Genomic DNA, 22,402 nt, shown 5'->3' with positions numbered 1-22,402 from the left:
TCTAATAATTGTTTTGGTCTTTTTTAGGACATTTTTATAACAAAAAAACCAGCCGCATGAGTGACGGCTGGTTTTTGATCGTTTTATGAAATAGTTTTGACAAACAAGCGTGCTGTTTCTGCACTTGATCCTGGGTTTTGTCCAGTAATGATTTGTCCGTCAACTACAGCAAATGGCGCAAAGGCATCTCCTTTTTCAAACGATGCCCCCTGCTCACGAAGTTTTGTTTCCAATAAAAATGGAACCTTTGATGTCAGCTGAACGGCATCTTCTTCTTCGTTTGTGAAGCCTGTGATTTTTTTGCCTTCGATAAATGATTTGCCATTTTGGTCCTTCACATCAACGAATGCTGAAACGCCATGACAAACGGCTCCGATCGCACCATTTTTATCTGAAACCGCTAAGATCGCATCTGCTACCAGCTGATTAGACGCAAAGTCGATCATAGGACCGTGTCCTCCAGCAAAGAAAATGCCGTCATAATCAGATGGATTTACATCTGTAAGCGCCTTTGTGTCTTGAAGTAATTCATACACATCTTGATACTGCGCTGGGACACCTTCAGGAATTGAATTTTTGTCAATTGGTACAGTGCCACCTTGAATAGAGACAATTTGTACTTCTAGTTCATTTTCTTTAAAAATATGAAATGGCTCTGCCAACTCTTCTAGCCATAAGCCTGTTGGATGTCCATTCATTTCCGGGCTGCTTGTCGATACTAATAACACTTTCTTACTCATCTTGATCATCCTTTCGATTTAACCTGTGGCTATTTTATATTTTGCACAATTAAATATCAAGCAATATGACTTTAGACCAGCTCATTATGTTATACCCGATTTTCTAAAAAATATGGTATGACTCCAAATCTAATCAATATGTCACATTCTAATGGTAGGGAATTTCATGTAAAATTGTCATTGAGTGATATAATATGAGGAAAGATTGACAGATCTCTCGACACATGAGGAGATTTTTAAAGGAGTGGAAAAGAGATGAAAACCTATTCGATTGTGATGATCATCATCACGCTCTGTATTATATTGGCCGTCTTTTTGATGAACCTAACGGGGGTCATGTACGGAAAAATCATTTTGGCCGTTGCCGTTGCCCTTTGTCTAACATCCATTATTCGTTTGATGGGTCTTCGAAAAAGATAAAAGCCGCCCTCACTAGGGGCGGCTTTATTTAAGATTAGATCGCCAGCATCAGTGCAATGAGTGCAAGCAGCGCTGGTACTCCTTGTTTGATGATAATTGATTTATTGGATGTTACACCGCCAAATACTGCTGCGATGAGTACACAAAGAATGAAAAACAGCTGAATCATATATCCAACGGTATTCGATCCAAGAATGAGCCCCCAAATGAGTCCTGCAGCTAAAAACCCGTTATAAAGCCCCTGATTGGCAAACATGACTTTGACATTTGGATCTTTTTGCAAGTGTTCTGGCAGCTTAAAAGACCTCTTCGCCATCTTTGATTCCATAAAAAACATTTCTAATAACATGATGACAATGTGTTCTAATGCGACAATTCCTACTAAGATCATTGCTAAAATATTCAATTTAGTTAATTCCTTTCTGATAGACGTTCACGAATCTCTATTTTGTCCGTGTATAAATCAAAGTCTTGTATTAATTCTAGCGCTTCTGTAAAGCGGCTTTGTGGAATGTCTTTCATTTTTCTCACGCCGAATTCCTTTTTAATAAAAGCCATGATGGTATTGATATGAAGCTTACCGTGTCCATCATACTCCAAATGGCTGCAAAAAGTCTGCATCGTCCCTCGAATCACCTTTAATTGCTTGGCAGTGACACAACTCATTGGTAACGCTCATCCTTTCCTTTGTTTTAACAGCTAAAAAGAATCATGGTTGAAAGAAAAACCTTCCAGTGTCTATTATATAATGGTTTCATTCGGATATCAAAATAAAAAAGAACAGACATTCGATTAAAAAACCAATTGTGTCCTCACAATCCTTTTCTCACATATCAAAAAGCCGGATTCAACGGTAGAATCCGGCTTTCTATTTAGTTACTTTTCGAAATTAATACCTTTCCAACAGAACGATCCTTACTTTGTCCAACGACTTTAAAGGATAATCCATATGTCGGTACATCGCGTCCTGCATCTGGGTTATTTGGATTCACATAGTTCGTTTTATCACTAAATGTACGAGCCGGGCGAATGTAGCGATCTTGCAAAGTTAAGCCCGTTGTTGCTGTATAATCTATATTCAGTTTCGTACTTGGATTCAAAGAGAATGCTGCATCATGTACTTGGAACCCTGTGGCGGCAATGGAACCGTCACTCCATTTTAATACTTGCTGATCTGCATCTACTACGCCAAGGAAGCCGTTCCCCGGATGCTTTCCAACCCAGTTATCACTGTATGATTGATCGACATACCATACGACCAAACCGTTATTATAGCTCATCAGACTTGCACCGCGTTTAATATGCTTTAAGCCTTTATCGACATCAGCATAAGAGCGCCACTCTAGTAAATAGTATTGTGCTGCATATTGTTTTCCATTAGATTTTGAGAACCCATTAAAAGTAAAAGTAGACGTACCTTCGGCATCATCTGACCATACTTTCGTTCCATCTGCTGTGACGTTCAGATCATCTACGAATAAGCCTGGAAGTGAATAGCCTGCATCAGTTGTATAACGGAATTGCAGGTCGATTTTTTTCCCTGCATAAGCAGACAGGTCAAAGGATGCATCTACCCACCCGTCTGACTTTCCGTCGATACCATTGCCTTCGTTTGCACCTGCTTCATTTCGATCATTCGTGATGTTACCCGCGATGGTCTTCCATTGATCAGTCCCTGTTTCACGAACTTCTACATACGCATAATCATAATCTTCTTCAATATCGTACCATGCTTTAAATGTCAGCTCTGCTTTGCTACCCTTCGACAAATCAATACCTGTTGTCGTCATGGTTGCATTCAAATTGTCACCCGTTCCGCTAAAGTACGAATATTTCCCTTGAGCAGGTGTCGTGACGACAATCTCTTTATCTGGTAAATCGACTCGAACAGCATCATGGTTCGTTCCTTTTGTTGCTGCTTCATCAATTAATACTGTTTTGCTTTTCTTTAATGTTTTACCATCGATGGTTTGTCCAGATAGCCAGTTGCCCCCATGCAGATTTTGAAGCATTTCTTTCGCATATGGGCTAAAGCCTGTTGGCTCCGTACCAGGAACTTTACCTGCCCAGCTTCCGCTTGACATGATCGACCAGTAAGAAACGGGCTCTCCTCTGCCTGTGTACTGTGTATCGTACTCGTCAGGAAGACCAAGATCATGTCCAAATTCATGTGTGAACACACCTGCTGCGCCATCTTCAGGCTCGATGGTGTAATCCAATGCACCTAATTTTCCGCCTTGTCCGACTTCAGATTCAGTGTCCGGAATTTCAAAAACATCACCAAGTGACCAGCGGTGGGACCAAATTGCATCAGCGCCAAGTTGTCCGCCGCCTGCTTCTTCACCTACACCGGCGTGAACGACCATCAAATGATCAATAATGCCGTCTGGCTCGTTATAAACACCGTCGCCATCAATATCATAGCGGTCCCATTGATCATACTCGCCGAGATCAACATTCGGATCTTTTGCTGCTGCTTCGAGTGCTTCTTTCACCAATTCGCGCGGTCTGCCGTCACTGCCTGAATCGTCAGGTACGTTCCCGCCGTAATAAGCTGCTTCATGCTTCGCTGTATACCATCCTGCAACTGTTCCACTGACTGTGTAACTGCCGCCGGACTGCTTTTCATAATATTGCTTCATGGATACTTTTCGTTTCCCATCTGGACCGATGTAGCCATTTTTCCCGAAAAGCATATCTTGGTAGTGCTGTTGATCGTACTTGTCATAGTACATATCAGTCTCTTCTTTTTTGATACTATTATGCTTATAATCTTTAAAATCTACTAATAAAACCAATACCTTATCATTGCGGACGTCACCTTTATACTTTTCCTTTTTGACCGGTTTTACTTGATTGCCTTCTTTTCCTTTATGTTTCTTTAACTTTTTCTTTTTGGCAAGTTTGTTATGTACCTCTTGTTTATATTCTTTCAGGAATTCAGGCTCTTCTGTTAAAGTGCTGGCACTTTGTTTCATAGCCGATTCTTCTTTTTTCTTTAGATAGTTCTTTAATGCTTTTTGGGTTTCTGCCTCATTGGCATTCTTTTTAATCTTTCCTTGTTTTTTTAAGGCTTTGATGAGACGGTCTTCATTCACGACACTTGAGTCAAATGGAATACCTGAATAATGACCGCCATCTGAGGATGTTGATTTTTCTGTGGTGTGGGCAGATAGAGGGGTGCTGAAAGCTGTCAATGTGCCTAAACTCAGGAAAGCAGTTAGTGCAATTTTCGTCCATTTCCCTTTTTTCATATTGGTTCCTCCCTAATTTGGTAATAAATAATATCTAATTCTAGCATATTCCAATATACTTAAGTCGAAAAACATTTTATTTTCAGAAATTTTGTGGAAAATGCACAATACGGGATTGAAATGGGTGGAACCATATGTCGAAAATAAAAGAACCCTAGACGATAACCGCCTAGGGTGTTTGTTGTTTTTCTATGAAAGCTGCTGGCCTTGAAAGGCAACCACGTCAAGTGGAGCGGCTAAGAATTCTTTTGCCTTCGCTACGAAAGCCTGGAAATGAGCACTTGCATTATGGCTCTGAACCGCAGCGTCATCTTTCCACACTTCTACCATTAAAAAGGTATTTTCCTTTTCTGTATCCTTGAACAGCTTGTAGGAAACATTGCCTTCTTCAGCCTGTGAAGCTTTCATTAATTCGTTGATTTCTTCTAAAAATACGTTTTCTTTTTCTGGATGAATGGTCATCCCTGCATGAATAATAATCATGTGATCGTCTCCTTTTGATAAGATATTATTTCCACTCAGCAATACGTTCTACCGGTAAGCGGTAAGATGCATAGCCTTCGTCAGCAGCTTTCCCAATTGATAGCAGCATGACTGGTACATAACGTTCTTTATCCCAGCCAAATGTTTCAGCGATGACTTCTTTATCAAATCCGCCAATTGGATTTGTATCATAGCCATGTGCACGTGCAGCAAGCATAAGCTGCATAGACACAATTCCACCGTCAATTAAAATTGTTTCACGGTTCACTTGCTCTGGTAGAACCTCAAAGTGTGCAGTTAGTGCAGCAATTTGTCTTTCTTTCACTTCTTGCGGCATGTAGCCATGCTCTACTGCTTTTGAATAAATTTCTTCTAAGTATTCATCGCTTTTCATATCTGCAAATACTGCAATGACAGCTGCTGAAGTTGACACTTGTGTTTGGTTGAATTTTGCAAGTGGTGCAAGCTTTTCTTTTCCTTCTGGGCTGTCAATGACCATGAAGCGCCAAGGCTGTGCATTTACTGATGATGGTGCAGTTGCTGCTTCTTCTAGAATCTCTGTCATTTCTTCTTTGCTGATTTTCACAGATGGATCATAATTACGAATAGAGCGGCGCCCTTTCATAATTTCCATAAAATCGTTTGTTTTTAATGTTGTAGCCATGTGTAACACTCCTTTAGGTTGTTTGAATCTTTTCGATGTTTTGTTGGATACGGATGAGCACATCAGTGAGAAGCCTTCGTTCTTCTTCACTTACGTTTTCAAGCATTTCTGAGATAAATCGTTCTTTTTCTATTTTAGAAGCTTCGATTCTTGTTCTGCCTTCGTCTGTTAAGCGGACAAGTGTGACTCGATTATCTTCTGGTTTTCTTCTGCGTGTGACCATTCCTTTTGTTTCTAGCTGTTTTAAGTGACGCGTCACAGCTGCACCATCAATATTTACTTTTTTCTGCAAATCTGATTGGCTGATTTCATCGGCTTGGAATAACAGCGATAGCAACTCAAGTCTTGATTGGCTGATGCCCGTGCATGCTTCGAACTTCACGCCCATCATACGGTTCACGCACTGTAAACGATATAATACCTCTGCCTCTTCAGAGCAAAATGCAGTCAATGCCATCCCCTCTTTTCTATTCAGAAATCAATTACTTGATATATCAATCATTGACTCGTCAATTAATATACACCCATTGTTTGATGATTGCAAGAGGTTTGTTTCATAAAGTGAATTTTTTTATTTCAATAGAAAAAGACGAGCCTAAAATGACCATAAAAAAAGACAAAAGCGACGAATCACTTTTGTCCTTTTTCTTTATTCAGTAATGACCGTGTGAATCAAAGTTGGTGCATCGGCATGATCAGCGATGCGGATGTTGTCATAAATTTTCTCTATGACATTTGCAACATCTTCACGATTCGCATGCAGAGTCACAAGTGAATCTCCTTTTTCAACACGATCGCCCACTTTTTTGTTCAGCATGATGCCGACAGATAGGTCGATATCGTCCTCTTTTGTAGCGCGTCCTGCTCCAAGAATCATCGCTGCAACGCCGATTTCGTCCGCGACGATTTCAGCTACGACACCTGATTCTTTGGCAGGTACTTCGATTTTGTAAGGTGCTTGCGGCAGTTTTTCAGGCTGATCCACAATCGAGCTGTCTCCACCTTGGTTTTCTAAGAATTCCTTGAATTTCTCAAGTGCTTTGCCGTTTTTCATCACTTCAATCAGCTTTTCTCTTGCTTCATCAAGTGTGTCTGCTTTTTTCGCAAGAACGACCATTTGACTTCCTAATGTGAGCACAAGCTCGTTTAAGTCTTCAGGACCTTCACCTCGAAGTGTGTCAATCGCTTCTTTCACCTCAAGGGAATTCCCAATCGCTAATCCTAGCGGCTGAGACATGTCAGAGATGACCGCCATTGTTTGTCTGCCTACGTTGTTTCCGATGCGAACCATTGCTTTTGCAAGCTTCTCAGAGTCTTCTGGTGTTTTCATGAAAGCACCTGCGCCTGTTTTCACATCAAGTACGATTGCATCTGCACCAGCAGCGATTTTCTTACTCATAATGGAGCTTGCAATGAGCGGAATTGAGTTAACAGTTCCTGTCACATCACGAAGAGCATACAGCTTTTTATCAGCTGGTGTCAGGTTGCCTGATTGGCCAATGACCGCTACTTTATGACGGTTGACGAGCTCGATGAATTCGTCTTTTGTAATTTCTACGTGGAAGCCTTTCACCGCTTCAAGCTTGTCCACTGTACCGCCCGTATGCCCAAGGCCGCGCCCAGACATTTTCGCAACAGGTACATCTAGTGCCGCAACAAGAGGAGCGAGTACAAGCGTTGTTGTATCGCCTACACCGCCTGTTGAGTGCTTGTCTACTTTAATACCGTCAATGGCAGACAGGTCAATTGTATCTCCTGAGTTTGCCATAGCGAGCGTTAAGTCTGCACGTTCTTGATCCGTCATATCTTGGAAGAAAATCGCCATAGCCAAGGCACTTGCTTGGTAGTCAGGAATTGTTCCATCCGTATAACCTTTGACAAAGAAAGAAATTTCCTCTGAAGATAATTCTTTTCCGTCACGTTTTTTCGCAATGATATCTACCATTCTCATTGTTTTCACCATTCCTTTTTTTAAATTAGAAAATTAAACCGACAACGCCTGCTGTTAAGAAGCTGACAAGAGTTGCACCGAATAACAGCTTTAATCCAAAGCGTGCGACAACGTTTCCTTGCTTTTCGTTTAAGCCTTTGACTGCTCCAGCAATGATACCGATAGAAGAGAAGTTCGCAAATGATACAAGGAATACAGAAATGATCGCTTCTGTACGAGCACTGAATTGGAAAGCATCACCGGATAGAATTTGCATTGCCACAAATTCGTTCGATACCATTTTGGTCGCCATAATGCTTCCTGCTTGTACCGCTTCGCTCCAAGGAACTCCAACAATGAACGCGAATGGAGCAAAGACATATCCAAGTACATCTTGGAAAGAAACACCGATTGCAGCTGTAAAGATACCGTTAATCATCGCAATTAATGCAACGAATCCAATCAACATTGCAGCAACAACAATTGCTACTTTGAAACCATCCATAATGTATTCGCCAAGCATTTCGAAGAAGGATTGTCTTTCTTCCTCGACCACTTCAAGCATGTCTTCATCCTTAGAAACTTCATATGGATTGATGATTGATGCGATAATAAATCCACCAAATAGGTTCAGCACAAGTGCTGTAACCACGTACTCTGGTTTAATCATTTGCATGTACGCACCAACAATCGACATCGATACCGTCGACATTGCAGACGCACATAATGTATAAAGACGCTGCTGAGGTAATAATCCAAGCTGTTTCTTAATAGAAATAAAGACTTCTGATTGACCTAAAATCGCAGACGCTACTGCGTTGTAAGATTCTAACTTCCCCATACCGTTTACTTTACTAAGCAAATATCCGATTCCGCGTACGATAAGCGGAAGAATACGCCAATGCTGCAGGATACCGATTAACGCCGAGATAAAGACGATCGGCAGTAAAACATTGATGAAGAAAGTGGACGCATTATCATTCATTAACCCGCCAAATACAAAGTTGATTCCTTCGCCGGCATAGCCTAGAAGCATTTGGAATCCTTTTGCAAAGCCTCCGACTAGGAAGTTTCCAACACCTGTATTGAGCAGAATATAACCTAAAATAAATTGCAGTACAATCATGACAATTACTGGACGGAATTTCACTCGTTTTTTCCCATTACTAGCCAGCCATGCAATGGCGAGAATCACTAGCAAACCGATGATACCAATGACGTATTTCATGTTTTTCCTCCTTGAATGAATTCGTTTACATTAATGCGCTTGTATGGAACAAAGCCTATTTCGTAAACAAAACGCGGAAGAAATTCCCAGAAGTGAGATCCTTCCGCATATGACTTTTTCATCATTTATGAGTCATGAATGTTATCCTACCATAGGATCGTATGAATTAATAGTCTTTCGAAGGAGCTGATTGATCCCCTTTAATAATGGAAACGCCTGCACTAGCGCCAATACGCGTAGCACCTGCTGCAGTCATTGCCTCAACGTCTTCTTTTGTTCTCACGCCGCCTGATGCTTTCACACCGATGTCAGGCCCTACTGTTTTACGCATTAATGCGATATCCTCAGCCGTTGCACCGCCTGTACTAAATCCAGTCGATGTTTTTACAAAATCAGCGCCCGCTTTTACTGAAAGCTCACAAGCTTTGACTTTTTCTTCATCAGTAAGTAAACATGTTTCAATAATGACTTTTACTAATGCTTTGCCTTTTGCTGCGTCTACAACTGCACGAATATCTTGTTCAACCACATCATATTCGCCGTCTTTTAATGCCGCAACATTGATGACCATGTCCACTTCTGTTGCACCGTTTTCAATCGCATCCTTTGTTTCGAATGCTTTCACCGCTGTTGTACTCGCGCCTAACGGGAAACCGATGACTGTACATACATCAACACCTGTTCCTGCTAGTTCTTTCGACGCAAGAGATACCCAAGTTGGGTTCACGCAAACAGATGCAAATTGATGGGTCTTTGCTTCTTCAAGTAACTGCATAATTGCAGCTCTAGATGTATCTGGTTTTAGTGCTGTATGATCAATGAGCTTTGCTATCGTCATGCTTCACACTTCCTTTTAATTATGATACTTTCATCATATATGACGGATGAACAATTGTAAACACGGTTATGAAATTTTGTTCATCTATTTTGTGACATTTAAAAGAGCCCTCGCTGTGTGCTGATCGATGATCAATACATTCGCATATTTTCCTCTTAGTGCACCGTGTATAGAAGCCACCTTTCGATGACCTCCAGCGACAAGAATGGATCGTTCTTTTGTCCTTAAATCATCTAGTTCCACACCAATGGTGCGATTGTTAATGGCTTCACTGCAAATGCGTCCATCTTGATCATAAAAACGCGAGCAAATGTCTCCGACACTGGATTCCTTAAGAAGCGCTTTTTCCTCTTCACGGAAATAACCTAGTCTAAACAAAAGCGCCTCATCTCTTACCGTTCCAACAGTAAACACAGCGATATTCGCCTGCTTGCCCATTTCAATAATTCGCTGAATATGTCTGTCCTGCTCAACCATTTCCTTGACGGCTGCACTATCAAATACAACAGGAAGCGGCAAATAGCGCGGTGCTGTTTGAAAGGCCTCAGCAAACAGCTGGATGGTTTCCGCAGAATATGTATTCACATGAGAGTGGCTGATTCCGCCCTTGAGCTGGACAACCTCTACACCTTTTACCTGTTTAGGTTGCATCTTTTGTGCAATTTGATACATAGTCGTTCCCCAGCTCACGCCAACGATATCGCCGTCTTTCACCGTCTCTTGCAAGTAATCTGCACCAAATCGGCTCAAATAATCGGTGATGGTTGGATAGTCGTCCTTTGGCGAAAATACCACATGAGCTTCGAGCAGATCATATTTTTCCTTGAGCAGTGAAGAAAGTTCATTTAAATCCTCAAACGGATCCATCACCGTAATCTGGACGTACCCCTTCTCTTTCGCATATTGAAGCAGCCGAGATACAGTCGGTCTCGACAGGTCGAGCTGTTTGGCAATTTCCTGCTGGCTGTAATCAGACAAATAGTAAAGCCTTGCCGCTTCAATACTCAGCTGTTGTTTCTCTCGATCCATTCATACGCCCCCTTTTTTCTTCTATCATAACAAATTGTTCACCTCACCATGCACAAGTGTTCATTTGAAGAAAATTGTATAAGCAGCATGAAAGGTCTCATTTTTTTCTAATGTTTGAATACCAAACTTCTCTTTATACTGCCCATTTGTCCCTTCCATATCGGCGATGCCATACCACGGCTCAATACAAACAAAAGGAGCCATCGTTCCTTTTTCTTGATCATAAGGCGACCAAATGCCAACGAAAGGAAAGCCAGTGAGATCGACCTCAACCCCGTGACCTGCTCTTGAAGTCAATGACACTCGATTGATATGGCTAAAGATCATCGCATCATGCTGAAAAAGCTCTGGGCGAAGCTGGATCGGCTCAAGCTGAATGCCTTTTTCTTTCTCCCTGACAAGTGAATTCCGCAGTTCATATTGCACAGGGAGATGTTCAGTGGAAGGTGTCAATGTGAGTGAATAATCTGCTGTTTGCTCGCCTTCAACAAGCGGCATACGAAATGCTGGATGCCCTCCAATAGAGAAATACATCGTATCCTCTCCGTCATGATCAATTTCCCAGGAAATCATCAGTCCATTTTCCAATAGTTCATAACGAATTCGTGCTGTAAATTCATATGGGTATTGCTTCACGTGCCGGCCTCTTGATTCATATTGAAAGGACACCGTATGCTTCGTTTCTTCATATAAATCAAAATTGACATCACGCAAAAATCCATGTTGCGTGAGCTCAAAGGTTTGATCGTCCATCTTGTATTGATCATTCATTAATCGCCCAACAATCGGAAACAAGACAGGCGACACCCTGCCCCAATAAGCTGGGTCACCAGACCACATATAGTGACGCCCACTTTCCTTGTCGAGCACCTCCCTGACTTCCGCTCCCTTTTCATGAATCTGAATCAATAACTGATCATTTTCGATCGTTCTCATTCAACACATCCCCTTTCCTTCTACTTTTATTATGACAGGGATTTTGGTTTTGAGTATCAAATTCGACATCTCTTCACCCACCAATTCCTTTTTCGTATAAAAAATTTAAAAAAAGACAGAAATTCGCCAACAAAATGTAATGCTGAATCGTCTAATCTTATATAAAATAAAAGAATCGTTGTTCTTTTGGATGAACAACAAAAAGAAGCGTTTGACATTGATGGGGGATTCATTTTCATGAACAGCAAGGAAAATCGTTTTCGTTATATTTTAGGATTAGATGGACTAAGAGCCGTTGCTGTATTGGCAGTCATTGCTTATCACTTACATATCGGACCCGCAAGCGGCGGGTTTCTTGGCGTTGATTTGTTTTTTGTCATTTCTGGTTACTTGATTACGACGATCTTGTTACATAAACAGGATTTAGGCTATCAAGAGCTTTTGCCATTTTGGATGGGACGGATTAGAAGGCTTCTACCAGCTGCTTACATTATGATTTTTATAACCGTCAGCTGGTGTGCGATTGCTGGTTCAAACGCATTATTGTCCATTCGTGGCGATGCCATATCGTCCTTTTTTTATGTCAGTAACTGGTGGTACATTTTTCACCAGCTTTCTTATTTCGATAGCTTCAGTGCTCTATCTCCGCTGAAAAATTTATGGTCTTTGGCGATAGAAGAACAATTTTATATCATTTGGCCGGTACTGTTGATTGCAGGACTGAAATGGGTAAAAAACAGATCCCATCTGCCTATGATCACCTTTGGACTAGCACTTGTCTCCGCCTTATGGATGGCGATTCTTTATTCACCAGATACCGATCCAAGCAGGGTTTATTATGGGACAGATACTCGTGCATTTGCGCTTCTGATTGGGTGCAGTTTGGCATTTGTATGGCCTATGCAAAGACTATCCAGCAAAAAATTACTTCCTGTTGGCAGACGTATTTTACATATTGCCGGGTTCGGTTCGTTTGCGATTTTCCTTCTTTGTGTTTATGCAGTGGACGATTTCGACGGCTTTCTCTATCAGGGCGGCATGCTTTTATTCTGTCTGAATGCGGCCATTTTAATTGCGTGCGTCTGCCACCCTGCTAGTCTTATAGGGAAATGGCTGTCGTTTCAGCCGCTCGTCTGGCTTGGTAAGCGGTCTTATGGTATTTACCTGTGGCATTATCCCATTATCGTACTGACCACACCGGTCATTGAAATTGGACAGCCTTCCATCGCGCGTGTTACATTGCAGTTCATCGCCATTTTACTAGTTGCTGAGGCTTCCTATCGCTTCATTGAACAGCCGATCCGCCAGCATGGCTTCAGACAATATTTTGCCTCTTGGTCTATTTGGAAAAAAGGAATTAAACAATGGTCTACATCTAATAAGGTGTTCCTAGGAATCACCGCAGCTCTTTTGATCTTATTTATCATTGGCATGTCTAACTCGTCCTCTTCATCCCCACATGTGAAGGAAGTGACACAAATTAAGACAGCACCGAAAAAAACAGCCGATCCATCGGAATCAAAAGCGAAGAAAAAGAAAGAAAAGCACGAGAAAAAAGCAGTTGATCAAAAACAATTTCACCAGGTCCTTGCTATTGGTGATTCTGTCATGCTAGACATTGCGCCAAATCTTGAAAAAGCATATAAACAAATCACCATCGATGGGAAGGTTGGCAGACAGATGAACGAAGCCGTCAGCATCGCCCCTCAATACACATCATTTAATCAATCTGATGCCGCTGTTATCATTGAACTTGGCACAAATGGTTATTTTACTGAGGACACGCTGAAAGAATTCATTCAAAACTTTTCAAAGGCACATATTTTCCTAGTGAATACAAGGGTTCCAAGGTCATGGGAAAATGATGTGAATGCGGTCATTCAGCGAGTGGCTGATCAACATCAAAATGTAACGTTGGTTGATTGGCATTCAGCCGCTACTGGACAGCCATCCTATTTTCAGCCTGATGGTGTGCACCTTTCAAAAAAAGGATCTGACACATTGACACAGCTCATCACAGCGAGCATCAAGAAAAAAGGGGATGTGTCGACGTCATCATAAAAAGACTAGCAGAATGCTAGTCTTCTTTTATGCCGTCAAAAGGCTGGCCCTCACCTCTAATGCCTGCTCTTTCTTTGTTTTTTGATCCATCAAAGCAAAATAACCGTTCTCAAATGTTAGTGAAAATAATTCTTCAATATGAAAAATTCCTGGCTGAAACCGCCTGCTCAATAAATGCAGAGCCGCAGCACAGGCGACTTGAGCCGTTGCTTGAGACTCGTCGTGCCCTTTTATTCCAAGCGCTGCATGATGAACCTTTTTCCCATCCGTCCCTGTCACTTCCACTTTGACCGCATATTGATCTGTTCCCACTTGAGAAGATTGAATCATTGAAATGGCTCGATCCTTCATCTTCGGTAATGTAAGGAACGACGTCAGCCCAAGGCTCCTGGTGAGAGCCAATGCCCCCGTCGCTAGACGTGAATCAAAACAAAGCCTTGTCGTCACAGATGGCACATGAAGTGTTGAAGGCAATGTCTGTTGATCAGAGAAGGGGAATCGATAGGCATACCGCTTTCCAAGCTGTCCACCAAAGTTGATTTGTCTCCCTCCAGTAAAGCTTTTCACTCTTTTTCGCTGTTGATGCTCAGTGAGCTCATAATCAGTATGGACATGATCAATGGTCCATTCAATCGCGGCTTTTCCATGCTGATCACCCATCCCAAGCATAATCCCAATATCTATTTGATCCACTGCTGAGAGCATCGATGCCGCTTTCGCAGTTAATAAATTCGTAAGACCGGGCGCGAGACCTACACTGAGCAAAGCCGTTGCACTGATGTGCTGCTGGTCCAGCTGTGCCATCTGCTCCATATACATCCCCTTGGCAGAAATATCGATATAATCAATGCCTGATCGCAGAACAGTTTCCGCAAATGACGTGTCTTCTTGATCGAGACACATGATCACCAGCTTTGTTTCATTCATCCAGTCAGAATCAAATGGCTGACTAACATCTAGTTTGTAAGGACGAACTCTGCCTTTTGTCTGCTGTGAAAATTGTTCAGCCTTCTCATAGCTTCTGCCTGCCGCAACAATTTGCCCTGGGTACACTTCACTTAACTGAAAACATATTTGCTGGCCGACATGTCCATAGCCGCCAATCACCATCACCTGTGATCCCATCTCTCATCCGCCTCTCTAAAGCCTCGCTTGCAAACAAGCCCTTTGATCATTCCTGCCTGAAAATAGGGTCTGATGTCTCGAAAGCCCGCTTCAGTTAAATGTTCTCTCATCTCCTCCTCAGGCACAGGATATGTCGCATGTCCCAGTCTGTCTTTAAAGGACGAAAACACTTCTTTTGCCAGACCTTGCCGCTGCATGAAAAGAGAAAGCATATGAAGCTCCTGCTGAAATGCGCTCGAATTCATCTCTCCTTGTATAAATGCCAGTACAAGCGGGGCCCCTGGTTGAAGCCTTCGGGCAATCTCCTGTAAAAATGGCAGCCGATTTTCTACAAAATGAATCACGAGCAGACTCACCGCTGCATCGTAAACAACTTCAGCAGACACCTTGTTTAATGTGGTCTCATACCAAGTGAGGCGCGCCTCCATCTGAAACTGCGAAACCCGCTGTTTCGCCATATCCAGCATAGAAGCAGACGGATCGACTCCTGTGATGAACCAATCTTCTTTTCTCTGAAGCATATTGATGATCTCTTCGCCCCCACCCGCTCCGATAGTTAGAATACGAGAGGACGCTCCCTTTATTTCAGTTTCTAATACATCTACTGTTAACTCATGTAAAAGGTGATAGCCGGGTACTTTATGTGAAATCGTTGCTGCGTATGATTCAGCAACTGGATCGTGCCAATGCTGGTTTCCTTTCATATGATTCTCCTCCAGTTCCTTTCCGCTTTCCATCGTTTCCTGTACACTAACGATATGACATCTTTATTGTAAAAAGAGACACCAGAAAACACGATCCCTAAAAGTGGGGATTTTTGAGGAGGAGATCATGTGGTCAATCCAGCCACTCATTTTCAGCAGTTGAGACAGCACATTCGGGACGAGCTTGCTGCCGTCCTTGATTTTGATGCCGCCTGTATCACGACCATCGATCCAGCCACTCTCCTCTCGACAGGTTCCTTCACAGATGAACCGATCGAAGAAATTCATGACCAGCTCTTTCAAAATGAATTTTTAAAAAAGGACGTACACCAGCATGAGTTTCTAGCCAAAGGCCCTGTTCATGCTGCAAGTCTCGTCCAAAGCGGAGAATATCGGAGCAGCGCGCGCTATCAGCATATTTTGTTACCTAACGGTTGGTCTGATGAATTGCGGGCAGCTCTTGTGATTCAAGGGGAATGCTGGGGGATTGCCAGCCTTTATCGTCTAAAGGACAAGGAACCTTTTCAAGAAAAAGATATCCAAGCGGTCATCGAACAAACGCCCAGACTCGCAGCCAAGTTAAGAGATGAACTTTTCAAGAAAACAGATACTGAAGAAGACGCGGCGGCGGAGCAACAAGGATTCCTTATTCTTTCGCACGATTACAACCTTCTTTATGGAAATGAGACAGGTCTTCATTGGCTTCAGACTTTTCAAGCCTTTGAACAAATCCATGACAGGGCGATCATGCCACGCCCGTTCAGAGCATTAGGCGCTAAACTTTTATACGGCGGCAGCGATCAAACAGCAGCAAGCATGACAAGAATGCCTACGGGGCTTTTTCTTTCCCTTCAAGCCTTTCGATTAGCGCAGGCAGACGGGCAGGAGGAGGCTGTCATGATTCACATCAAACGAGCCCAAACAAATGATATTCTTCCTTATGCGGCGAAAACGTACAGGCTAACAGAAAGAGAGATGAACGTCCTCGACTGCTTATTAAAGGGCCAGTCGACAAAAGAAATTGCCAGTACGTTATTTATTTCAACCCATACCGTTCATGATCATGTGAAAGCGATGCTGCAAAAGACGAACTTAAACAGCAGACGTATGCTTGTTTACTTTTTCTCCAATATATAAAAAAAGCGGCTACCGCACTGGCAGACCGCTCTTTTCTTATTTTCCTAAAACCAGCTCATGCAGGACATGTGCTACTCCGGATTCATTATTAGATTTTGTTACAACATCTGCTACGGCTTTGACATCATCAATGGCATTTCCCATAGCGACGCCGCAGCCCGCAAACTCTAGCATTGATACATCGTTCCCGTTGTCACCAATAGCCATGACTTCTTCACGGGCAATTCCCAGCTCCTTCGCTAGAAGCTTCACGGCATTTCCCTTACTCACTTCAGGATGCAGGATTTCAAGAAAGAAATCTGTACTTTTCACCATCATATACTTTTCCTTCACTTCAGATGGGATGGCTTGTATCGTTTTTTCCAAACGTTCTGGCTGATCAATATACATCATCTTCGGAAGTCTCATCGATGAATCTGCCTCTCCAACAGGTAAATATTTAAGCGGCAGTTTTGTTAAGTAGGATTCAAGCACTGTGTATTCACTAATATCGCGATTTGGTGTGTATAAATTGGCTGAATCGAAATAATGCATCGGTGTATCCAGCTGACGGCTCAATTCATATAAAGAAGTTAAGTCATCATGGGATAATGTCAGCTCTGACACTACTTCATTTGTATGGCTGTTTTGAACAAGCGCCCCATTATAGGCGATTACATAATCTCCCTCTTGATCAAGCTGAAGATCAGCTAAATAGCGATTCACCCCGCCAATTGGCCGGCCTGTACATAAAACAATTTTAATTCCTTCTGCCTTTGCCTGTTGAATGGCTTCAAACACTTCATCCGGCACCATATGTTGATCATTTAATAACGTACCATCCATATCAATTGCGACTAATTTATACATTCACTGGTCCCCTTTTCTCAGCAAAAACGTGCTGTCACTATTTTGAGTCATCTTTTATATGATGACAGGTTATTTCATTACTATTTACCTATTTTAGCCTATCGTTTTTTCTTCACGCTGTCTACTTGTTCACATCTGTAACAAATATCACATGGTTCTACTCTATTATAACGTATTCCATTCATCGTGCTGATCCCCATTTGAAACAAGTAAAATAGAACAATTGTTCACTATAGAATGTTTTGAAACTAGCAAATCTAATTGTATGATGGATAGCAAAGAAAGGAGGTGCAGGGAATGATTACGTTTACGAGAGGTAAATTGTCAAAAATGTCTGGTGTACATATTGAAACCATTCGTTTTTACGAAAATGAGGGGGTGCTCCCAGAGCCAAAGAGAGCACATAACGGCTATCGTTTATATGATAAAAAATATGTACTCATGCTATCATTTATCACCGAAGCGAGAAAGCTAGATTTCTCCCTTAAAGAAATTCGTGAAATTATCAAATCACTTTTCGAAAAACAGTCAAAAACAGAAGCTGAACAGCTGCTCGAGCAAAAAGTTGAAGATATTCAACACTCCATTCACGAGTTAAAAAAGAGGAAGGCTGCCATTCAATTGTTAACAAAGCAAACATTAGCAAACATTAGCTGATTGTAAGGGCTGCCAAAGGTGTGCCGGTGATTGTCACTGGCACCTCTCCGCCCAGGTACGTAAGTACACGTTCAATGAAAACATCGGTTATACTAGAGACAGCTAAACGAGTGGAAGGGGTTTTGAAGAATGAACATCGCAACCATCGGAACAGGTATCATTGTGGAAGGCTTCCTGCAAGCGGTTGAACAGCTCGAAGGTGCTTCTTGTCACGCTGTCTATTCAAGAAAAGAAGCAACAGCAAAGAAGCTCGCAGACAAATTTGGGGTACAGACAACTTATACGGATCTAACCGCTATGCTAGAAGATCCACACGTAGAAGCCGTTTACATCGCTTCACCGAATCGTTTACATAGCGAGCATGCAACGAAAGCATTGAAACACGGAAAACATGTGATATGCGAAAAGCCTTTCACCTCTAATGTTAAAGAGCTGGAAGCCTTAATCGCTCTCGCAAAGGAAAAGCAGCTTCTCCTATTTGAAGCCATTACAACCGTTCACATGCCAAACTATCATTTAATCAAAAAGCATCTTCATCAATTAGGTAAAATTAAACTGGTTCAATGCAACTATAGCCAATATTCAAGCAAATATAATCAGCTGCTTGCCGGCGAAACGCCAAATGTCTTTAACCCTGAGTTCTCTGGAGGAGCACTGATGGATATTAATATCTATAATGTCCATTTCATCATGAACCTCTTTGGATCACCGGAGCAGGTCCGCTATCAGGCAAACCGCCATCCAAACGGTATTGACACATCTGGTGTTTTGACGTTCACTTACAATGATTTTATTGCGACAAGTGTCGGCAGTAAGGATACAAGCAGCATGAATTTTGCATTGATTCAAGGAGAAAAAGGCTTCATTCATGTAAAAAATGGGGCGAATGGCTGCGAGGAAGTGCTGCTGCATGTTGATGACAGGGTCATCTCACTCAATGCACAAACGAATCCAAACCGTCTGTATTATGAGGCAGAAGCTTTCCAGCAGATCATTGAAACAAAAAATCATGAACAGTGCTATGCATGGCTTGATGAAAGTCTCTCAGTGATGAAAATCCTTGACGCCGCAAGAAAAGATGCAGGTATTGTTTTCCCAGCAGATCAATTTTAATGAAAAAACCGCCTTCTACGAGAGGGCGGTTTTTGACGTTTAAATGCTCTTTGAAAACGCCACAAGACGCTGAGACATGTGATTCACCTCATCGACTGCAGCATTCACTTGCTCTGTTAAAGCAGCCTGTGTTTGCGTAAGAGCTGTCATATTTGAGATATTATCAAGAATTTCATCAATTTGTGTTTTCATTTCCGTTAAACTAGATTCGATATTTTCCGTTGCATTGGCACTATGCAGCGCCAGCTTCCGTACTTCATCTGCAACAACAGAGAAACCACGTCCCTGTTCACCAGCTCTAGCTGCTTCGATTGCAGCATTTAGACCAAGCAGGTTCGTTTGGTTCGCCACTTCTTTGATTAAGTCAGAAATATTTTTCGTCTCATCAGCACTATTTTTTGCTAGATTTGCGGCAGATGTTGACTGCTCTTGAGCAACAGCAAGCTCCTGTGCTTGATTTGTCACAGAACTAATGCCCGATACCATCTCACTAATAGAACTTGAAAGCTGTTCTACTTGTGAAGCCATTTCATTTGCTGTTTTCTCTTTGTTTTTTTCTAACGTGATGTCACGAATGGTTCCTGCCACACGAAGAGGCACACCTTTTTCATCACGAATGGTTTCACCACCAGCATGATACCAGCGGTACTCACCATTTTTACTTTGTAATCTGTAATCAATGTCGAATGGTGTGCGGCCAGAGTGGTCATTTAAATGATCTGCAAAAGCTTGAAGAGCCATTTCTTGATCCTCAGGATGCAGACGATCGCTCCAGCTGCTTAACACGTTCGGGAAATCTTTTTCGTCAGTAAAGCCAAGCGTTTTTCTGAACTGCGGAGACCACCAGAATTCGTTACTTGGATTGACTGGATCGCCAGCCTCTACCACCATGTCCCAAGGAGCTTCGACAAGCGCACGGTTGATTAAGTCATATCTTGTGACGAATGCTTGCAGCTCTTCTTCTTTCATTTTCTGATCATGAATATCAAAAAGAGCTCCCGCCACACGAAGAGGGACACCATTTCGATCACGAACGGTCGTTCCAGTTGCTTTGAACCAGCGATAATCTCCGTTTTTCAACTTCAAGCGATATTCGATATCATATGGCGTACGCCCTGAATGATCCAATAAATGCGCAGAGAATGCATTTAATGTATATTCTTGTTCATCCGGATGTATTCTAGATGCCCAGCTGTCTAATAAATTCGGAAAATCGTGCTCATTTTGAAAGCCGATCATTCTGCGGAATTCATCCGTCCATGTGAATTCATTTTTTGGATTGACCGGGTCTCCAGCGATAACGACCATATCCCATAAGCCAACTTGAATGGCTTTTGTCACTAAATCCATCCGCATTTGAATATTTTCATTGGCATCCTGCATCTTTTGCAAAGCTTCATTAATTTGCGCTACCGCTTCTATCGTTTGGCTAGAAGAAAATGCAGCAGTATCTAATCTTGCTGAAAGGTCTCCTTTTTCGATTCTTTCTATTAATTGGCTGCTTTCACTCAGAAGGAGTCCAGCCGATGAATCATTTGCTTTTCTCTTAAACATCTTTCATAACTCCTTTCAACTCTAACGTTCTTGAAATATTTTACAGTTATAAACAATTCTTTATTAGGACTTTAGTAATACAAATGATATATCGACAAAAACTGAAAATTGTTTATGTCATAAATAAGGCAAATGTTCATTTATTTGAAGTTTCATTTTTAGAATATGGATGAAATAAGGTAATTATGGATATAAATATATGTTTTGATAGAATCAACCTCTATTTTTGTCTGAAAAATCTCTTTTTTTATATTGACACTGACGTCTTGAAAAAAGAAAATGGAACATAAGCATTTTTAAAAAAGGAGAACGTCATGAGCGCGAATCAGGAGCAACAAGAATTAAAAAAGCTTTTATCACCGCGTCACATTCGCATGATTGCGATGGGCGGGGTCATTGGTACAGGAATCTTTAAAGGAAGTGCCGATACAATTGGTTTAGCAGGTCCTGGGGTCATCTTTTCCTATGTATTTGCCGGATTGCTGCTCCTCATTGTGATGGCAGCATTAGCCGAAATGGCCATTGTTTATCCGGGAAACAATCTTCGCGACCTTATACAAATTGCGCTTGGTCAACGTTTTTCATTTGTTGTCGGCTGGGTTTACTGTTTTATGTGGCTCACTGTATGTGTCATTGAGATTATTGCAGCTGGCAGTCTGCTTCAATACTGGCTGCCGAACGTACCGCTATGGTCACTATGTTTACTTTGCTCCCTCTTAGTCATCGGAATTAACTTAAATAATGTAAAATACTTTGGTGAAATTGAGTTTTGGTTTGCTGGAATGAAGATTTTCGTTATTATTGTTTTTATTATTCTCGGTGCAGCATTATTATTTGGGATCATTCCAAACGAACAAAGCACACCAGCGCTTACCAACTATCAAAACTTCGTCCCGAACGGATGGGGTGCGATCTTTGCATCACTTTTAGTGGTTATTTTCTCTTATGGAGGCTCTGAATTGATCGGGCTGACCATTACTGAAACAAAGGATGCGGAGAAGGTCTTGCCTGGAGTAGTCAAAAGTATGATGTGGCGGATTATTTTATTTTACACATTACCGATTTTGATCATCTGCGGACTCATTCCTTGGAATCAAATTGACCCAAATAACAGTCCTTTTGTCCAAGTCTTCTCTGCTGCTGGTATGCAAGGCGCCTCTCACTTCATTAATTTCGTATTGATTACAGCTGTTCTATCTGCGGCGAATTCCGGAATTTATGGAACGACGAGAATGATTCATTCTCTGGCTAAATCAGACGGCGGTCCGAAAAAACTGGCACAGGTCAACAAAAGAGGCGTACCCATTTTAAGTTTATGGGTTACCGTTCTATTTCTTCTCATCGGAACATTTTTTGCTTACTTATATCCAGACCAAATTTTCAGCTATATGCTGGCTATTCCTGGTTTTGCTGTTTCACTCATTTGGATCAGCATTTGTATGGCTCATCTGAAGCTGCGTCCAAAATATCCACAGGAACCGTATTTCAAGGTGTGGCTGTTTCCGTATTTGACTTTATTTGCAGGTCTTGTACTCAGTTTGAGCTTTGTTTTGTTCCTATTCAGACAAGAAAACCTGCCTAGCTCCATTATCAGCATCGGCTTCTTAGTCGCTGCCATCATCGCTTCATTCTTAATGAAAAAGAAGGCTTAAACGCCAAAACCCGCCGAAATGGCGGGTT

General features: G+C 41.9%; 21 protein-coding genes and 1 pseudogene. 6 read left to right on the top strand and 16 right to left on the bottom strand.

Annotated features, from left to right (window positions below; translation table 11 throughout):
* Positions 1-83: 83 nt before the first annotated feature.
* The gene (locus MHI60_RS08240; protein WP_144471698.1) at positions 84-740 is read right to left on the bottom strand and encodes a type 1 glutamine amidotransferase domain-containing protein; all 657 of its coding nucleotides are present in this window, start codon (positions 738-740) and stop codon (positions 84-86) included.
* A 255-nt stretch (positions 741-995) separates the two neighbouring features.
* Between MHI60_RS08240 and MHI60_RS08235 the strand changes: the two genes are divergently transcribed.
* A complete protein-coding gene (locus MHI60_RS08235) occupies positions 996-1,160 on the top strand; it encodes a hypothetical protein (RefSeq protein WP_003214630.1) in 165 nt (54 codons plus the stop codon).
* Between the two features lie 34 nt (positions 1,161-1,194).
* Here MHI60_RS08235 and MHI60_RS08230 read toward each other — a convergent pair whose 3' ends face one another.
* The 11 genes and pseudogenes from MHI60_RS08230 to MHI60_RS08180 all read right to left on the bottom strand — a co-directional run bounded on the left by MHI60_RS08230 (position 1,195) and on the right by MHI60_RS08180 (position 11,522).
* Entirely contained in the window at positions 1,195-1,566 is a 372-nt protein-coding gene (locus MHI60_RS08230) for a DUF1304 domain-containing protein (protein WP_024423930.1), read from the bottom strand.
* Between the two features lie 5 nt (positions 1,567-1,571).
* The gene (locus tag MHI60_RS08225) at positions 1,572-1,826 is read right to left on the bottom strand and encodes an ORF6C domain-containing protein (protein ID WP_048237887.1); all 255 of its coding nucleotides are present in this window, start codon (positions 1,824-1,826) and stop codon (positions 1,572-1,574) included.
* Between the two features lie 206 nt (positions 1,827-2,032).
* Entirely contained in the window at positions 2,033-4,414 is a 2,382-nt protein-coding gene (locus tag MHI60_RS08220) for an immune inhibitor A domain-containing protein (RefSeq protein ID WP_144484078.1), read from the bottom strand.
* 189 nt (positions 4,415-4,603) lie between these two features.
* A complete protein-coding gene (locus MHI60_RS08215; protein ID WP_024423933.1) occupies positions 4,604-4,897 on the bottom strand; it encodes a putative quinol monooxygenase in 294 nt (97 codons plus the stop codon).
* A 25-nt stretch (positions 4,898-4,922) separates the two neighbouring features.
* On the bottom strand, positions 4,923-5,561 hold the full coding sequence (locus tag MHI60_RS08210) for a nitroreductase family protein (protein ID WP_144484081.1): 639 nt from the start codon (positions 5,559-5,561) through the stop codon (positions 4,923-4,925).
* Positions 5,562-5,574: 13 nt separating this feature from the next.
* Positions 5,575-6,059 (bottom strand): annotated as a pseudogene (locus MHI60_RS08205) (MarR family transcriptional regulator).
* 151 nt (positions 6,060-6,210) lie between these two features.
* The gene (locus tag MHI60_RS08200; protein ID WP_144471694.1) at positions 6,211-7,512 is read right to left on the bottom strand and encodes a pyrimidine-nucleoside phosphorylase; all 1,302 of its coding nucleotides are present in this window, start codon (positions 7,510-7,512) and stop codon (positions 6,211-6,213) included.
* Positions 7,513-7,537: 25 nt separating this feature from the next.
* Complete coding sequence (locus tag MHI60_RS08195) at positions 7,538-8,719, bottom strand: NupC/NupG family nucleoside CNT transporter (RefSeq protein WP_144471692.1); 1,182 nt, start codon at positions 8,717-8,719, stop codon at positions 7,538-7,540.
* A gap of 166 nt (positions 8,720-8,885) precedes the next feature.
* Positions 8,886-9,557: a deoxyribose-phosphate aldolase gene (gene deoC, locus MHI60_RS08190; protein ID WP_111291650.1), complete on the bottom strand. Its 672-nt coding sequence runs from the start codon at positions 9,555-9,557 to the stop codon at positions 8,886-8,888.
* An 84-nt stretch (positions 9,558-9,641) separates the two neighbouring features.
* Positions 9,642-10,586 carry a sugar-binding transcriptional regulator gene (locus tag MHI60_RS08185; RefSeq protein ID WP_024427553.1) on the bottom strand — a complete coding sequence of 315 codons (945 nt, stop codon included), beginning with the start codon at positions 10,584-10,586 and terminating at the stop codon, positions 9,642-9,644.
* Positions 10,587-10,646: 60 nt separating this feature from the next.
* Positions 10,647-11,522, bottom strand: a complete 876-nt coding sequence (locus tag MHI60_RS08180) for an aldose 1-epimerase family protein (RefSeq protein WP_144484084.1) — start codon at positions 11,520-11,522, stop codon at positions 10,647-10,649.
* A 237-nt stretch (positions 11,523-11,759) separates the two neighbouring features.
* Between MHI60_RS08180 and MHI60_RS08175 the strand changes: the two genes are divergently transcribed.
* Complete coding sequence (locus MHI60_RS08175; protein ID WP_144484086.1) at positions 11,760-13,583, top strand: acyltransferase family protein; 1,824 nt, start codon at positions 11,760-11,762, stop codon at positions 13,581-13,583.
* A gap of 27 nt (positions 13,584-13,610) precedes the next feature.
* On the opposite strand, the gene MHI60_RS08170 is transcribed toward MHI60_RS08175, so the two are convergent.
* Together MHI60_RS08170 and MHI60_RS08165 are read right to left on the bottom strand one after the other, a co-directional pair.
* Positions 13,611-14,708 (bottom strand): saccharopine dehydrogenase NADP-binding domain-containing protein, encoded by a 1,098-nt coding sequence (locus MHI60_RS08170; protein ID WP_144484089.1) that lies wholly within the window; start codon positions 14,706-14,708, stop codon positions 13,611-13,613.
* Positions 14,693-15,412, bottom strand: a complete 720-nt coding sequence (locus tag MHI60_RS08165) for a class I SAM-dependent methyltransferase (protein ID WP_144484092.1) — start codon at positions 15,410-15,412, stop codon at positions 14,693-14,695. Before MHI60_RS08165 ends, MHI60_RS08170 begins: the two co-directional genes overlap by 16 nt.
* Positions 15,413-15,541: 129 nt before the next feature.
* Between MHI60_RS08165 and MHI60_RS08160 the strand changes: the two genes are divergently transcribed.
* The gene (locus MHI60_RS08160; protein ID WP_144484095.1) at positions 15,542-16,549 is read left to right on the top strand and encodes a helix-turn-helix transcriptional regulator; all 1,008 of its coding nucleotides are present in this window, start codon (positions 15,542-15,544) and stop codon (positions 16,547-16,549) included.
* Positions 16,550-16,585: 36 nt separating this feature from the next.
* Here MHI60_RS08160 and yidA read toward each other — a convergent pair whose 3' ends face one another.
* Positions 16,586-17,398, bottom strand: a complete 813-nt coding sequence (gene yidA / locus MHI60_RS08155) for a sugar-phosphatase (protein WP_144484098.1) — start codon at positions 17,396-17,398, stop codon at positions 16,586-16,588.
* 297 nt (positions 17,399-17,695) lie between these two features.
* Here yidA and MHI60_RS08150 point away from each other — a divergent pair, with 297 nt between their 5' ends.
* Both MHI60_RS08150 and MHI60_RS08145 read left to right on the top strand, forming a co-directional pair.
* Positions 17,696-18,055, top strand: a complete 360-nt coding sequence (locus MHI60_RS08150) for a MerR family transcriptional regulator (RefSeq protein WP_012011790.1) — start codon at positions 17,696-17,698, stop codon at positions 18,053-18,055.
* Between the two features lie 129 nt (positions 18,056-18,184).
* A complete protein-coding gene (locus MHI60_RS08145; protein WP_144471682.1) occupies positions 18,185-19,168 on the top strand; it encodes a Gfo/Idh/MocA family oxidoreductase in 984 nt (327 codons plus the stop codon).
* A 39-nt stretch (positions 19,169-19,207) separates the two neighbouring features.
* Here MHI60_RS08145 and MHI60_RS08140 read toward each other — a convergent pair whose 3' ends face one another.
* Positions 19,208-20,722, bottom strand: a complete 1,515-nt coding sequence (locus MHI60_RS08140; protein ID WP_095409940.1) for a PAS domain-containing protein — start codon at positions 20,720-20,722, stop codon at positions 19,208-19,210.
* A 314-nt stretch (positions 20,723-21,036) separates the two neighbouring features.
* Between MHI60_RS08140 and MHI60_RS08135 the strand changes: the two genes are divergently transcribed.
* The gene (locus MHI60_RS08135; protein WP_041108467.1) at positions 21,037-22,374 is read left to right on the top strand and encodes an amino acid permease; all 1,338 of its coding nucleotides are present in this window, start codon (positions 21,037-21,039) and stop codon (positions 22,372-22,374) included.
* Positions 22,375-22,402: the final 28 nt, after the last annotated feature.

Source organism: Bacillus sp. FSL K6-3200 (assembly GCF_038630485.1).
In the GTDB taxonomy this organism is placed as follows: Bacteria; Bacillota; Bacilli; order Bacillales; family Bacillaceae; genus Bacillus; species Bacillus safensis.
This window is presented reverse-complemented; position numbering and strand designations above follow the sequence as displayed.